At 71.3% G+C, this 13,914-nt stretch carries 15 protein-coding genes and 1 pseudogene; 10 read left to right on the forward strand and 6 right to left on the reverse strand.

The window, feature by feature from the left end; genetic code table 11:
- The first annotated feature begins 57 nt into the window (after nt 1-57).
- Genes EDF40_RS08290 through EDF40_RS08300 form a run of 3 tightly spaced genes read left to right on the forward strand, consistent with a single transcriptional unit; the run spans nt 58 to nt 3,393 of the window.
- Nucleotides 58-1,077, forward strand: coding sequence for a Gfo/Idh/MocA family protein (locus EDF40_RS08290; protein WP_123339169.1), 1,020 nt, complete (start codon nt 58-60; stop codon nt 1,075-1,077).
- Nucleotides 1,074-2,102, forward strand: coding sequence for a Gfo/Idh/MocA family protein (locus EDF40_RS08295; RefSeq protein WP_260212617.1), 1,029 nt, complete (start codon nt 1,074-1,076; stop codon nt 2,100-2,102). Before EDF40_RS08290 ends, EDF40_RS08295 begins: the two co-directional genes overlap by 4 nt.
- Nucleotides 2,103-2,151: 49 nt before the next feature.
- The gene (locus tag EDF40_RS08300; protein WP_123339170.1) at nt 2,152-3,393 is read left to right on the forward strand and encodes an MFS transporter; all 1,242 of its coding nucleotides are present in this window, start codon (nt 2,152-2,154) and stop codon (nt 3,391-3,393) included.
- A 15-nt stretch (nt 3,394-3,408) separates the two neighbouring features.
- Here EDF40_RS08300 and aztA read toward each other — a convergent pair whose 3' ends face one another.
- Nucleotides 3,409-4,041: a zinc ABC transporter ATP-binding protein AztA gene (aztA, locus tag EDF40_RS08305; protein ID WP_260212619.1), complete on the reverse strand. Its 633-nt coding sequence runs from the start codon at nt 4,039-4,041 to the stop codon at nt 3,409-3,411.
- A 50-nt stretch (nt 4,042-4,091) separates the two neighbouring features.
- Here aztA and aztB point away from each other — a divergent pair, with 50 nt between their 5' ends.
- The 4 genes from aztB to EDF40_RS08325 are packed head-to-tail and all read left to right on the forward strand — an operon-like array spanning nt 4,092 to nt 8,330.
- Entirely contained in the window at nt 4,092-4,970 is an 879-nt protein-coding gene (gene aztB, locus EDF40_RS08310) for a zinc ABC transporter permease AztB (protein ID WP_123339171.1), read from the forward strand.
- Complete coding sequence (locus EDF40_RS08315) at nt 4,967-6,199, forward strand: ABC transporter (RefSeq protein ID WP_123339172.1); 1,233 nt, start codon at nt 4,967-4,969, stop codon at nt 6,197-6,199. Before aztB ends, EDF40_RS08315 begins: the two co-directional genes overlap by 4 nt.
- Nucleotides 6,196-7,122, forward strand: a complete 927-nt coding sequence (locus EDF40_RS08320; protein ID WP_260212621.1) for a metal ABC transporter substrate-binding protein — start codon at nt 6,196-6,198, stop codon at nt 7,120-7,122. Before EDF40_RS08315 ends, EDF40_RS08320 begins: the two co-directional genes overlap by 4 nt.
- A 29-nt stretch (nt 7,123-7,151) precedes the next feature.
- Nucleotides 7,152-8,330, forward strand: a complete 1,179-nt coding sequence (locus tag EDF40_RS08325) for a hypothetical protein (RefSeq protein WP_123339173.1) — start codon at nt 7,152-7,154, stop codon at nt 8,328-8,330.
- 140 nt (nt 8,331-8,470) lie between these two features.
- Here EDF40_RS08325 and EDF40_RS08330 read toward each other — a convergent pair whose 3' ends face one another.
- A complete protein-coding gene (locus tag EDF40_RS08330) occupies nt 8,471-8,827 on the reverse strand; it encodes a VOC family protein (RefSeq protein ID WP_123339174.1) in 357 nt (118 codons plus the stop codon).
- A 178-nt stretch (nt 8,828-9,005) separates the two neighbouring features.
- On the opposite strand from EDF40_RS08330, the gene EDF40_RS08335 reads away from it, so the two are divergent.
- Nucleotides 9,006-9,464 (forward strand): DUF4383 domain-containing protein, encoded by a 459-nt coding sequence (locus EDF40_RS08335; protein WP_123339519.1) that lies wholly within the window; start codon nt 9,006-9,008, stop codon nt 9,462-9,464.
- Between the two features lie 152 nt (nt 9,465-9,616).
- Complete coding sequence (locus tag EDF40_RS08340; protein ID WP_123339175.1) at nt 9,617-10,438, forward strand: aldo/keto reductase; 822 nt, start codon at nt 9,617-9,619, stop codon at nt 10,436-10,438.
- 251 nt (nt 10,439-10,689) lie between these two features.
- On the opposite strand, the gene EDF40_RS08345 is transcribed toward EDF40_RS08340, so the two are convergent.
- Together EDF40_RS08345 and EDF40_RS19655 are read right to left on the reverse strand one after the other, a co-directional pair.
- Entirely contained in the window at nt 10,690-11,151 is a 462-nt protein-coding gene (locus EDF40_RS08345; protein WP_123339176.1) for a DUF4265 domain-containing protein, read from the reverse strand.
- Nucleotides 11,043-11,339 (reverse strand): annotated as a pseudogene (locus EDF40_RS19655) (HNH endonuclease); the annotation flags it as partial. The gene EDF40_RS08345 and the pseudogene EDF40_RS19655, both read right to left, overlap by 109 nt.
- 543 nt (nt 11,340-11,882) lie before the next feature.
- On the opposite strand from EDF40_RS19655, the gene msrA reads away from it, so the two are divergent.
- Nucleotides 11,883-12,404, forward strand: a complete 522-nt coding sequence (gene msrA / locus EDF40_RS08355) for a peptide-methionine (S)-S-oxide reductase MsrA (protein ID WP_123339177.1) — start codon at nt 11,883-11,885, stop codon at nt 12,402-12,404.
- A gap of 79 nt (nt 12,405-12,483) precedes the next feature.
- Here msrA and EDF40_RS08360 read toward each other — a convergent pair whose 3' ends face one another.
- Both EDF40_RS08360 and EDF40_RS08365 read right to left on the reverse strand, forming a co-directional pair.
- Nucleotides 12,484-12,843 carry a UBP-type zinc finger domain-containing protein gene (locus tag EDF40_RS08360; protein ID WP_123339521.1) on the reverse strand — a complete coding sequence of 120 codons (360 nt, stop codon included), beginning with the start codon at nt 12,841-12,843 and terminating at the stop codon, nt 12,484-12,486.
- A gap of 19 nt (nt 12,844-12,862) precedes the next feature.
- Nucleotides 12,863-13,864 (reverse strand): aldo/keto reductase, encoded by a 1,002-nt coding sequence (locus EDF40_RS08365; RefSeq protein WP_123339178.1) that lies wholly within the window; start codon nt 13,862-13,864, stop codon nt 12,863-12,865.
- Nucleotides 13,865-13,914 lie beyond the last annotated feature (50 nt).

Genomic DNA, 13,914 nt, shown 5'->3' on the forward strand with positions numbered 1-13,914 from the left:
GGTAGCATGGACCGGTCCCCGTCACCGTCGACCGGTCCACCCCGCGAAGGAGCCCCGATGCCCCCGACCCCTCCCCGGATCGGCCTCGTCGGCGCCGGCGGCATCGCCCACGCGCACATGCCCGGCCTGCTCCGGCTCGGCCCGGTCGTCGTGTACGCGCAGGACGGTGCACCGGAGCTCGCGGCCGTGTTCGCCCCGGCCGCAGCCGCCGCGGGCTCGTCGATCACCGTCGTCGACTCGCTCGACGACCTGTTCGCCGCCGTCGACGTCGTGGACGTGGTGACACCGACCTTCGCCCACGCCGAGGTCGTGCGGGCCGCACTCGCCGCCGGCAAGGACGTCGTGTCGGAGAAGCCCCTCGCCCGGACCGACGCCGACGCTGCGGACCTGGTGGCCCGTGCGCAGGACGCCGGCCGACAGCTCTTCCCGGCCCACGTGGTGCGCTTCTTCCCCGCGTACGTGCGCCTGCACGACGCCGTCACCACGGGCCTCCTGGGCGACCTGGCGGTCCTGCGGTTCGTGCGCTCCGGGGCCTTCCCGATCCGCACCGCGTGGTTCGCCGACCGGGCACTGTCCGGCGGCATCGTGATGGACCAGATGATCCACGACCTCGACATCGCGCGGTGGGTCGCCGGACCCGTCACCACGGTGTCGGCGGTCGGCGTCCGTGCCGGCACCGAGGCCGAGCCGGTGGAGGCAGCACACGTCCTGCTCACGCACGAGTCCGGGGCGATCAGCCACGTCGCCGGGATCTGGGGACCGCAGCACCTCGCGTTCTCGACCGAGTACTCGGTGACGGGCACGCGCGGCAGCCTGGCGCACCGGTCGCTCGACGAACAGGACTACGTCGCCGACCTCGCGGTGCCCGACGCCGCAGACGGCTTCCTGCCCGAGGTCGACCCCGCCGACGACCCGTACGGACTCGAGCTCGCCGAGTTCCTCGGGGCGTTCACCGGCGGTGCCGCTCCACGGGTGACGGCGGCGGACGGCGCCGAGGCGGTCCGGATCGCGAACGCGGCGCTCGAGTCGATGGACACCGGGCAGCCGGTGTCCCTGACGACGGGGGCTCGCGCGTGACCGCCCTGAAGATCGCCGTGATGTCGTTCGCCCACACCCACGCGATCGGCTACCTCACCGCCCTCGCCGCGATGCCCGGGGTCGAGGTCCGCGGTGCCGACCCAGGCGGCGTCAGCACGGGCGAGACGGTCGTCGAGCTGCGCGGCCGCGACCTGGCCGACGAGCTCGGGGTCGACTACGCGGACACCTACGACGAGCTGCTCGCCTGGGGCCCGGACGCCGTCGTCGTCACGAGCGAGAACGCCCAGCACCGCGAACTCGTCGAGGCCGCGGCCGCCGCCGGAGCGCACGTCCTGTGCGAGAAGCCGCTCGCCACCACGTGGGAGGACGGCCTCGCGATCCGCGACGCCGTCGTGGCCGCGGGCGTCATGCTCATGGTGGCGTTCCCGGTGCGGTTCACCTCGGCGTTCGACAAGCTCCGCGCGGCGCACGACTCCGGAGCGCTCGGGCAGCTGTTCTCAGTCCGCGGCGCGAACAACGGCATGCTCCCCCTGACCCGGTCGTGGTTCACCGAGCCGGAGCTGTCCGGCGGCGGCGCGATCGTCGACCACGTCGTGCACATCGCGGACCTGCTCGAGGGCCTGATGGGGTCGGCGCCCGTCACCGTGACCGCGGTGGCGAACCGCACGCTGCACGCGGCCCGGGCGCAGGCGGAGACCGCCGGACTCGTCACGATCACGTACGCGAACGGCGTCGTCGCGGCGATCGACTGCTCGTGGAGCAAGCCGGACACCTCGGCGGTGTGGGGTGGGCTGACGCTCGACGTCGCCGGGACGGGCGGCACGGTGTCGCTCGACTTCTTCGGGGCGGCTGCACGCGGGATCGTCGCGGAGACCGGACTGCCGATCGAGTCCCGTTACGGCGCCGACCCCGACGCGGCGATGCTCCGGACGTTCGTCGACGCCGTCCGATCGGGCGTGCAGCCGCAGCCGGACGTGCACGTCGGGCTGCGGACCCTGTCGATCGTGCTCGCCGCGCAGGAGTCGGTGGCGTCGGGCCGCACCGTGTCGGTAGCCAGCGAGTAGCGACACGACACGCGGGAATGGCCCGCGACCGGCGCTGCTTGACGAACCCATGACCTCGTCAGCAGAGCGCCGCGGGTGGCTCGGTGTCACGTCCGTCGCACTCGGATCCTTCGTCCTCGTGCTCTCCGAGTTCCTGCCGATCGGACTCCTGCCCGCCATCGCCGCCGACCTCGACGTCGGGATCGGCACGGCCGGACTCATGGTCGTCGCCACCGGGCTGGTCGGTGCCGTCGCGGCGCCGGTCGTCACGGTCCTGACCTCGCGGGTGGACCGCCGTGTCGTGCTCGTCTCGCTGACCGTGCTGCTCGTGGTGGCGGACGGGCTCGCGGCGATCGCGCCCTCGTTCGGTGTGCTGCTCGTGGCCCGGATGCTCCTGGGCGTCGGCATCGGCGGGTTCTGGGCGATCGGCGCCGGCATCGCCGGTCGACTGGTCCGGCCGGCCGCCACGATCCGGGCGACCTCGCTCATCACCGCCGGCGTCTCGGTCGCGACGGTCGTGAGCCTGCCGCTCGGCGCCCTCGTCTCGTCGCTCGCCACCTGGCGGCTCGCGTTCGTCATCGGCGGTGTGCTCGGTCTGGTCGCGCTCGTCCTGCAGCTCGCGATGCTGCCGCGCATCCCCGCGCAGCAGCAGGTCCGGTTCGCGACGCTCGGCTCGCTGCTCCGCGTCCCCCGCGCCCGTGTCGGTCTGATCGCCGCGGCGTTCCTGTTCGCCGCACAGTTCGCCGCGTACACGTACATCGCGCCGTACCTGCAGGACCTGGTCGGGGTCGGCCCGGACACCGTCACGCTCGCGCTCCTGGTGTTCGGCGTCGCGGGGATCGTGGGGAACTTCGCCGCCGGCTTCACCCTCGGGCGGAGCGTGCTCGGGACGATCAGCGTGTCGAAGGTCGCCCTCGCGGTCGCCGTGGTCCTGCTCCCCCTGCTCGCGCACTCCGTCGTCGGGGTGTTCGTGCTGCTCGTGGTGTGGGGGCTGGTCTGGGGCGCGTTGCCGCTCGGCATGCAGACGTGGATGTCCACGGCCTCGCCCGCCGGGTCCGAGACCGGGCTCGCGCTGTTCGTCACGACCATCCAGCTCGCGATCGCCGCGGGGTCGGTGCTCGGCGGCGCAGCGGTGTCGTCGTTCGGTCTCGCTGCGGACTTCTGGTTGTCCGGAGGGGTCGCCGTCGTGGGTGCGATCGTGCTCGTCTCCCTCGGGCTGCGCCGCTCGAGCGCAGCGCCGGTCGCCGACGAGGCTCCGGCACCGGTGCCGGTGACGACCTCGACGGGTTCCGTCGCCGTCGCCTGCCCCTGACCGCCACCCGCGCCGTCAGGACGCGGGGAGCGTGACCACGGCGTCGGCTGCGGTGATCGCCACCGGATCGTGTGCGGCATGCACGACCACGACGCCGTCGGCGGCCTCGGCGGCGAGCGCCGCCACCACGAGCGCAGCGGACGCCGCGTCGACGCCGGCCGTCGGTTCGTCGACGAGCAGCACGCGCGCCCGCTGCGCCAGCCCGAGTGCCACGAGCGTGCGCTGCCGCTGGCCGCCGGACAACGCGTCGAGCGGGCGGTCGGCCAGTTCGGTGATCGCCATCCGCTCGAGCTGCGCGTCGACGACGGCGCGGTCGTCGCGTCCGAGCGGTCGCCACCAGGCCCGGTGACGCCACCGGCCCATCGTGACGGCCGCGCGGACCGTGAGCGGGAGCGTGGTCGGCGGGACGGACTGGCTCACGTGGGCGACGCCGCCTGACGGGAGGCCCGTGATGCGCCCGGCGGTCGGCCGCAGCACGCCCGCCACCACGTCGAGCAGCGTCGACTTGCCGGATCCGTTGGGTCCGGTCAGCGCGGTGACCCGGCCGGCCGGGAAGGCCGCGTCGAGGCCGTCGAGAACGGTCCGCTCCCCGCGCAGGGCGGTCACCTGCTCGAGGCGGACGGCGGGCATCGGATCGGTCGCGAACACCTGAGCACGCTATCAGTATCGATAGTCGTTTTCATGTAGCGTCTCGGATCGTGACCTGGCTGACCGACCCCTTCACCGTCGACTTCATGGTGCGTGCCCTGACCGGTGGCGCCCTGGCCGCGGTGCTGTGCGCCGTCGTCGGGACGTGGGTGCTCGTGCGCGGGATGGCGTTCCTGGGCGAGGCACTGTCGCACGGCATGCTGCCCGGCGTCGCGATCGCAGCGCTCACCGGAGTCCCCGCGGTGCTCGGCGCCGCCGTGAGTGCCGGGGTGATGGTGTTCGGCGTCGGGGCGCTCCGACGACGCGGTGGCTTGTCGTACGACACCTCGATCGGGCTGCTCTTCGTCGGGATGCTCGCGCTCGGGGTCATCATCGTGTCGGCATCGCGGTCCTTCGCCACCGACGTCACCGCGATCCTGTTCGGCGACGTGCTGGCCGTGACCCGCACCGACCTCGTCGGCCTGGCGATCGCGGTCGCCGTCGCCCTGCTCGTCGCCGCCGTGTTCCACCGACCGTTCACGGCACTGGCCTTCGACGTGCGCAAGGCCGCGACGCTCGGCCTGCATCCCCGGCTCGCCGAGGTGGTCCTCATCGGCCTGGTCACCCTCGCCGTCGTCGCCTCGTACCGCGCGGTCGGCACCCTGCTGGTCGTCGGGCTGCTGCTCGCGCCCGCCGCCGCGGCCCGCGCCTGGACGAAGCACGTGGCCTCGACGATGTTCCTCGGCGCGGTGCTCGGTGTCGTCGCCGTCCTGGTCGGCCTGCTCGTCTCGTGGCACGCCGGCACCGCCGCCGGCGCCAGCATCGCGGCCGTCGCCGTCGCCGGGGTCGCCCTGTCCCACGGGCTGGCAGCCATCGCACGCAGCACCGCGCGCGCGACCACCAGGCCCGTCGAACACCCCGTCCGAGCACCAGCACGAGAGGCATCATGAACCACGACCCGACCACCGACCGCCCCCACACACGCGCACGACGCACGCGACTCCTGGGTGCCCTGGGCCTGACGACCGGCCTCGCGTTCACCGTCACGGCGTGCTCCACCGCGTCGACACCGCCGGCCGACGACGCCAGCGCGACCACGGCCCCGCACGGCTACGTCGCGGGCGCGACCGAGTCCCAGGAACCGCAGCTGGGCCTCCTGGCCGTCTCCGCGACCGGCGAGACGGCGCTGCACGACCTGCTCACCGGCGAGACGACCGACCTGGACCGCATCGGCGCAGCCGAGCACTCCGCGACCGACGGTCGGTTCCTGGTGACGAGCGACGGCGACCGCACCACGGTCGTCGACGGGGGATCCTGGACCGTCGACCACGGCGACCACACGCACTACTACGCCGCCGAGCCGCGCGTCGTCGGGACGCTCGAGGGCGGCGGTCCGGTCCAGGTGCACTCGTCGGAGACGATGACCACGATCGCCTGGCCGGAGCGCGGCGAAGCGGTGGTGCTCGACCGCGCGGCACTCGGGCAGGGCGAGCTCGACGAGACCGCACGACTCGACGCGACCGTGCTGCTCCCGCTCGGCGAGCACCTGGTCGCCGCCGAGGGCGACACCGTCCGCGTCCTCGACACCGACGGAGAACAGACCGAGTCGACCGGGTCGACCAGCGCCGGACAGGCCTGCACCGACCCCGCTGGTGGCATCGTCACCCGCGCGGGCGCCGTGGTGGGCTGCGCCGACGGAGCGGTCGTCGTCGACGATGCCGGTGCGACCTCGTTCGTCGCACTGCCGGACGACGCCGAGCGTCCGACCGCCTTCGCCGCGCGGGCCGGCCGCCCCACGGTCGCCGGACTCGCGGGCGACACCGGCTTCTGGTTGCTCGACGTCCGACAGGGCTCCTGGCGGCACGTGCCGACCGAACAACCGCTGCGTGCGGTGGTCGCCGTCGACGACCAGGACGAGCACGTGGTCGGGGTCGACGACGCGGGTCGGGTGGTCGTGGTGACCGCCTCGACCGGGAAGGTCGCGACGACTGATCCCCTGGTCGACAGCGACACCGACACCGACACCGCGCCGCTGCTGCAGCTCGACGCGCAGCGCGCCTACGTGGCCGACCCCACGGCCGCCGTCGTGCACGAGGTCGACTTCGCGGACGGCGCCCGCGTGGCCCGGACCATCGAGCTCCCGTTCGCGCCCGTCGCGTTCGCCGAGGTGGGACTGTGAGCGGAACCTTGCCGGTCGGGCGCACCGCGCGTGCGGTGGCAGCGGCCCTCGTCGTCGCAGCCGTTGCTGTCACGACAGCCGGCTGCACCACGACCGGGTCGGACCGTCCGCTCGTCGCCGTGACGACGAACATCCTGGGCGACGTCGTGACCGAGGTCGTCGGCGACGACGTCGACGTCATGGTGCTCATGCCCCCTGGCGGCGACCCGCACTCGTTCGAGGTCTCCGCGCAGCAGGCGGCGCGACTCCGGAGCGCGGACCTGGTGGTCGAGAACGGCCTCGGGCTCGAGGAAGGCGTGGCCCACCACGTCCGCGCCGCGGCCGACGACGGCGTGGCCGTCTTCACCGCGGGTGACGCGATCGACGCCCTGGAGTGGACCACCGACGACGACGGCGGCCCGGACCCGCACTTCTGGACGGACCCGGCGCGCATGGTCGACGTGATCGAGGCCCTCGACGAGGAGCTGGACGCCGTCGGCATCGACACTCCCGGCGCCGAGGCCTACACCGACCGGCTCGATGCCCTCGACGACGACATGACCGCCGCGTTCGACACCATCCCCGCTGATCGCAAGGCCCTGGTGACGAACCACCACGTGTTCGGCTACCTCGCCGACCGCTACGGCTTCCGGGTGGTGGGTGCCGTGATCCCGAGCGGCACGACCCTGGCGTCCCCGAGTGCCGCCGACCTGCGTGATCTGGCGAACGCGATCGAGCAGGCCGGCGTCCCGACGATCTTCGCCGACGCCTCGCAACCCGCACGCCTGGCCGAGGTCCTGGCGGACGAGGTCGACCTGCAGGTGTCGATCCGCTCGCTGGCGACCGAGTCCCTGACCGAGGACGGCGCCGCGTCGACCTACCTCGGGATGATGCACTCGAACACCGAGTCGATCGTCGACGGCCTGACGGCTCCGATTTCTTGATGAGAATGAGAATCAGTACAGTGTTGCCCATGACCAAAACCAAGACCCTCCGCGCCGCGGCACTGCCGGCCGCGCTGCTCGGCACCGTTGCCCTGGCCCTGACCGGGTGCGCCACGAACGCCGCCGATGCCGAGAGCACCTCGGCCCCGAAAGCCGACAGCACCCGCATCACGCTGACCTACGACGGCGGCCTGCTCGTGCTCGACCAGGACCTGCAGGTCGTGGCCGACGACGCCGTCGACGGCTTCACCCGCGTGAACCCCGCCGGCGACGGCCGCCACGTGCTCGTCACGGTGCCCGAGGGCTTCCGGGTGCTCGACACCGCAGCGGACCCGGCCCTCACCGACGCGGTCTTCCCGGCCGACACCGGTGGGCACGCCGTCGTGCACGGCGACCGCACCGCCCTGTTCGCCGACGGCACCGGCGACGTGACGACCTTCGACAACACCGACCTCGACGGCGACGCCCTGCCCGACTCCCGGACCACCGAGTCCGAGGCGGCGCACCACGGCGTCGCGATCGAGCTCGAGGACGGCACGCTCCTGACCACCATCGGCACCGAGGAGAGCCGGAGTGGCGTCCGAGCCCTGGACGCCGACGGCGAGGAACTCACCCGCTCCGAATCGTGCCCGGACGTGCACGGCGAAGGTGCGGTCCAGGACGAGGTCGCGGTCTTCGGCTGCACCGACGGCGCGCTCGTCTACGCCGACGGCGCGTTCGAGAAGCTCGACGCCCCGACCGAGTACGGGCGCACCGGCAACCTGTTCACCACGGACACGTCGTCGGTCGCGGTCGGTGACTACAACGACGACCCGGACAGCGAGGGCTACCTGCTCGACCAGATCGCGCTGATCGACGCGGCTTCGGGGAAGTACACCGTCGCGGACCTGCCCGACGGCGTCGGCTTCACGTTCCGCGACCTCGCACGCGGCCCTGGCGACGAAGCGGTGGTGCTCGGTGACGACGGCGCCCTGCACACCTTCGACGAGACCAGCGGGGAGCAGCTCGACTCGTTCCCCGTGATCGACGCGTGGGAGGGCCCGGCCGAGTGGCAGGACGCCCACCCCGCCGTGAAGGTCGCCGGCGACATCGCCTACGTCACCGACCCCGCCGAGCGGAAGGTGCACGCCGTGGACCTGACCACCGGGAAGGTCGTCGCCTCCAGCGACGCACTGCCGGGCGTGCCCAACGAGATCGCGGTCGCGTAGCGCTCTGCAGGCGACCACGCGCAGACGGGCGCGCCCCGCTCAGCGGCAACGCGAAGCGTTGCGCGGGGCGCGCCGACCGAGGCTGCGAGGGAGGCCCGGTGCCAGCTGGCACCGGGCCTCCCGTCCGTCCTGGGGTCGCGTCAGCCCTGCGGCGGCGCGTAGAACTGCAGGTCGTTGCCCTCGCTGTCCTTGAACGGGACGATCTTGCCCCACGGGTGCTCACTGATCTCGCCCTGCACGTCCGCACCACGCTCACGGATGCTGGCCAACTCGTCCTCGATCGACCCGTCCGGCTGGAACGTGATGACCGCTCCCCCGCCGCTCGACGGGCTCGCCGACTCGCGACCGTTCAGCCCGATCATGAGACCGTTCGCGTCGATCTCACTCCAGTCGTCGGACTCGTCCGTGACCGTCAGTCCGAGGGTGTCGCGGTAGAACGCGACCGCCCGGTGCATGTCGGTGACCGGGACCCATACCGCTGCGACTCCGCTTGCCATGGTGCTGCCTTCCGTCGGGTGTTGCCGTGTTGCGGAGCGTAGGCAGCACGGCATGCGCACCGACTCAGCAGGTGCGCCGACGTTCGGAAATCGGATCGTCCCTGCAATCCGACTGCGCATCGACTACGAATGCCCTGTGCGTCACATCCGCGACGCGTACGAGATGAGAGGTCCCACCATGACCAGCAACGCAGCAACCGCTCGCAACCGCACCGGCTCGACGTGGACCCAGAAGGGTGCACTCCTCTTCGGGGTCGTCTTCCTGATCGTCGGCATCGCCGGCTTCATCCCCGGACTCACGATGGACATGGGGTCGATGTCGATGGCCGGCCACGGCTCCATGGCCCTGCTCCTGGGGCTGTTCCAGGTGTCGGTCCTGCACAACATCGTGCACCTGCTCTTCGGCATCGTCGGACTCGTCGCAGCCCGTTCGGCGTCGGGCGCTCGCCTCTACCTGGTCGTCGGCGGCATCGTCTACGCGGTCCTGTTCGTCTACGGGCTGTTCACGGCCGGCATGGCGGACCCCGCGAACTTCGTCCCCCTGAACAGCGCGGACAACGTGCTGCACGCGTTCCTCGCCGTCGCGATGATCATCCTCGGCTTCGTGCTGCCGCGCATCGGCGCGCGCACGCGCTGACAGTCGTCCGTCGTCTGACGCGTTCGCGCCCCCTGGCGGGCATCGCGCCCGTGTGAGTCGGGGCGCGATGCCCGTTCCGGGGCGCGGTACGCGGCGGCCCAGCGTTGCGTCCCGTGACCGCCCCCGGAACCGGGCGGCGTACTGTCCGACGCATGCCCGCTCTCACCGACACGTTCACCCTGTCCAACGGCCTGCACATCCCGAAGATCGGCTTCGGCACCTGGCAGATCCCGTCCGGCGACGACGCCTACGACGCCACGAAGACCGCCCTGGACGCCGGCTACCGCCACATCGACACCGCCCTGGCCTACGGCAACGAGGCCAGCGTCGGCCAGGCCATCCGTGACAGCGCCGTCCCCCGCGACGAGGTCTTCGTCACGACGAAGCTGCCCGCCGAGATCAAGACCGCCGACGGCGCCCGTGATGCCTTCGAGACCTCGAGCCGCAACCTCGACGTCGGCGTCATCGACCTGTACCTCGTGCACGCACCGTGGCCCTGGGACGCCATCGGCTCCGACCACCGCGACGGCAACGTCGAGGTGTGGAAGGTGCTGGAAGAGGTCTACGACGCTGGCCGGACCCGCTCGATCGGTGTCTCGAACTTCGCCGTCCCCGACCTCGAGGACCTGCTCGGCCGCACGGACGTCGTCCCGCACGCCAACCAGATCCGCTGGTTCATCGGCAACACCCAGGACGAGACGACCGCCTTCGACCGCGAGCACGACATCCTGACCGAGGGCTACTCGCCGCTCGCCACCGGTGGCCTGCTCGAGAACACGCAGATCGCCGAGATCGCGGCGAAGTACGACAAGTCCGTCGCCCAGGTCGCGATCCGCTACCTGCTCGAGAAGGACGTCCTGCCGCTGCCGAAGTCCACGACCCCGTCGCGCATCGCCGACAACGCCGACGTCGACTTCGTGCTGGCCGCCGACGACGTGGCCGCGCTCGACGCGCTCGAGGACACCACGAACTGACGCGGCCCCACCCCGGACTGGAGGCGCGGTACCAGCTGGCACCGTGCCTCCAAAACGTCGCAGCGAACGACGAGTGCGGGTTGTCGGCCTCGAACGCAACAACCGGCGGCGCAGGGGCACTCACAGCCGGAAGCTCGTTCCGCTCACATCGTTGACCGTGACCGCCGAGCCGTCGAGATCGGCGTTCGCCGATCGGACTTCCCCCGGGCCCGGGGGACGTGCGCAACTGGTGCTGTCCCGTGTCCGCCCTCTCAGCGCTCTGCGGTGTCGTACTCGAGGAGTCCGTCGTTTTCCAGCTGCTGCAACCGGTCCGCGAACTGGTCGGCAGCCGCATCCCCTCGGATCGCTACTCCTGTGATCGAGCCCCACGTCTCGACGGCACCGCCGAATTCGTGGATGACGTCGTGAACGATGCGGAAAGCGTCTTCATCGCGAGGACTGATCCTGAAGACCCAAGACTGTCCCCGGTCGACACGATCCCCGTACTCGAGCTGTCCGGTCGAAGGATTCTCGACCGCATTGATGATGTCTCCCAGGTGTACATTCTTCGCGAACAAGGGGACACAGCTCACAACGTTGCGGCCGTCGTCGAGGATGATGATCGTCAAGTCTTCGTAGCGGATCGGGTCCCACGACGGATCAAGCTCCACCCGGACGACCTTCTCGACCCCGAGCACTGGGTTCTCGTGCGTGACGACGGTGTAGTCCGGCATTCCTGTGCTTCCTTTCGCATGAGCGGTGGGATCCACTCCTTGTAGTTGTAGCCTTCCTGCCCCATGCCGGGCCAGTCCTTCGCGCCCTTGGACAGGTTGCAGGGCGGACACGCGAGGGTGATGTTGCTCTCTGCGCCATCACCGCCCTTGTTCTTCGGGATGACGTGGTCGAGATGGGGGTTCTGCGTGTTCTCGCCACAACCAGCAGATCCGAATCGCGATCAACTTCGACGTCGCCGGCGAAGGCGCTGCCTACCACGCCCTGGTCGCGGACGAGTAGGCGAGCGCCGGGGGGCTCGCCGCACCGTGGGGACACCAGATGCCCCGATGACCCAGGTCGTGATCGCGACGATGAGTGCGAGGAGCGGCACGATGAGCTCCGCGACATCGCCGACCGCGTACGAACACCGCATCGTCTCGTCGGAGCACACGACGTGTACTGCACCTGCGCGACGAGCATCCCCGGCAGCGAGCCGATCGCCGCGAACACCTCGAGGAACACAACGCAACAGAGCGCGAGACCCAGCGGCCACGAACGTCGTGGGTGGCACAGTCCATCGTCAGGCATGGATGACCGCTTCAGGTGAGCCCGACCGTACCGCAGAGGTGACGCAGAGCACGTCCTCGTACTGTCGAGGTGTGCCGGCCCGGCGACGGGAACAGACAGCCGCCGTTGCCGGTTGCACCACACGGTGCCGCAGCCAGCGGCACGACGACCTCAGGAGGCCACCATGACCACCACCGAAACCGCCATCCTCGCCGGCGGCTGCTTCTGGGGAGCGCAGCAGCTCCTCCGCCGCCGTCCCGGCATCATCAGCACCCGCGTCGGCTACTCGGGTGGTGACACCCCGAACGCGACGTACCGCAACCACGGTGACCACGCCGAGTCGGTCGAGATCGTCTTCGACCCGTCGGAGATCTCGTACCGCGACCTGCTCGAGTTCTTCTTCCAGATCCACGACCCGTCGACGAAGGACCGCCAGGGCAACGACGTCGGCCGTGCCTACCGTTCCGCGATCTTCTTCACCTCGCCCGAGCAGGAGCAGGTCGCGCGCGACACCATCGCCGACGTGGACGCCTCCGGCATCTGGCCCGGCAAGGTCGTCACTGAGGTCGAGCCCGCGGGCGACTTCTGGCAGGCCGAAGAGGAGCACCAGGACTACCTGGAGAAGTACCCCGCCGGGTACACCTGCCACTTCGTGCGCCCGGGTTGGAAGCTCCCGCACCGCGACGAGGCGACCGCGGCGGTCTAGGGGCAACCCACTGACGAACGGGAGGCGCGGTGCCGGCTGGCACCGCGCCTCCCGTCTGTCTCCCTTCGCGTCGACGGCCCTAGCGCGACCCGCCGAGCAGTTCCAACCAGACCGCCGGCAGGCGGTCCGCCGGCCCGGGGACGGACTGGTCGACGGGGTGGCTCGTCGGCGCCGCGAGCTCCACGCCCTCGAACGTGGACTGGTCGCGGTAGTCGTACGCCCACGTCTCGCCGGGCTCGTAGCTCTGGATGACCGCGTGCCCGGTCGCCTCCCAGTGCCGGGTGGCGTGGGTGTTCAGCGAGTCGTCGCAGCACCCGACGTGGCCGCACGCGGCACACCGGCGCAGGTGCACCCACCAGGACCCGGTGGCGTCGCACTCGACGCACCCGTCGCCGCTGGGCGCGACCCGGGGGTGGATCATGTCGCTGTCGTCGGTCATGTCGCTCATCCTGCCCGGCTCAGCGACGCGGCACCAGGGCGTCGATCGCCGCGAGCTCCTCGTCAGTGAGCGGGGCACCCGCGAGGGAGTCGAGCGTGCCGTCCAGCTGACGGACGCTCGATGCCCCGACCAGCGCCGACGTGACGGCGGGCTGCCGGAGCACCCACGTGATCGCGAGCTGCGCGAGCGTCTGCCCGCGGGCAGCCGCGATGTCGTTGAGTGCGCGCGCCGTGGTCAGGTACTCGTCGTCGATGCGGTCCGCACCGAACCAGCGGCCCTCGGCCGCACGCGACCCGACCGGCACCGAACCGTCCAGGTAGCGGTCCGTCAACAGCCCACCGGCCAACGGCGAGAACACGATCGCACCGGTGCCGAGACGCGTGAGCTCGTCGAAGAGCCCGTCCTCGGGGACCCGGTCGAACATGTTGTAGCGCGGCTGGTGGATGAGCAGGTGCATGTTCTCGGCGGCGAGCGCCTCGGCTGCCGCGGCGGTCTGCGCCGGGTCGTAGTTCGAGATGCCCGCGTAGAGCGCCTTGCCCGAACGGACCGCGGTCACGAGCGCGCTGACCGTCTCCTCGATGGGGGTCTCAGGGTCGGGACGGTGCGAGTAGAAGACGTCGACGTAGTCCAGCCCGAGGCGCCCGAGCGACTGGTCGAGCGACGCGAGCATGTACTTGCGCGAGCCCCGGTCGCCGTACGGGCCCGGCCACATGTCGTAGCCGGCCTTCGTCGACACCACGATCTCGTCACGGTACGGACGCAGGTCCGACTCGAGGATGCGGCCGAACTGCTCCTCGGCCGACCCGGCAGGCGGACCGTAGTTGTTCGCCAGGTCGAAGTGGGTGATCCCGCGGTCGAAGGCGTGCAGCACGATGTCGCGCTGCGTGGCGAGTGCGCGGTCGGCGCCGAAGTTGTTCCACAGGCCGAGGGAGATACGCGGCAGCATGAGGCCGCTCCTCCCCACACGCTGGTACGGGAGCTGCTCGTAGCGGTCGGCGGCAGGTAGGTGGACGTCAGGCATCGTTGCTCGATCCGGGGTCGGGGGATTGGCCGTTGTCGACGCTAGCGGAT

It is taken from the genome of Curtobacterium sp. PhB170 (genome assembly GCF_003752345.1).
GTDB lineage: Bacteria > Actinomycetota > Actinomycetes > Actinomycetales > Microbacteriaceae > Curtobacterium.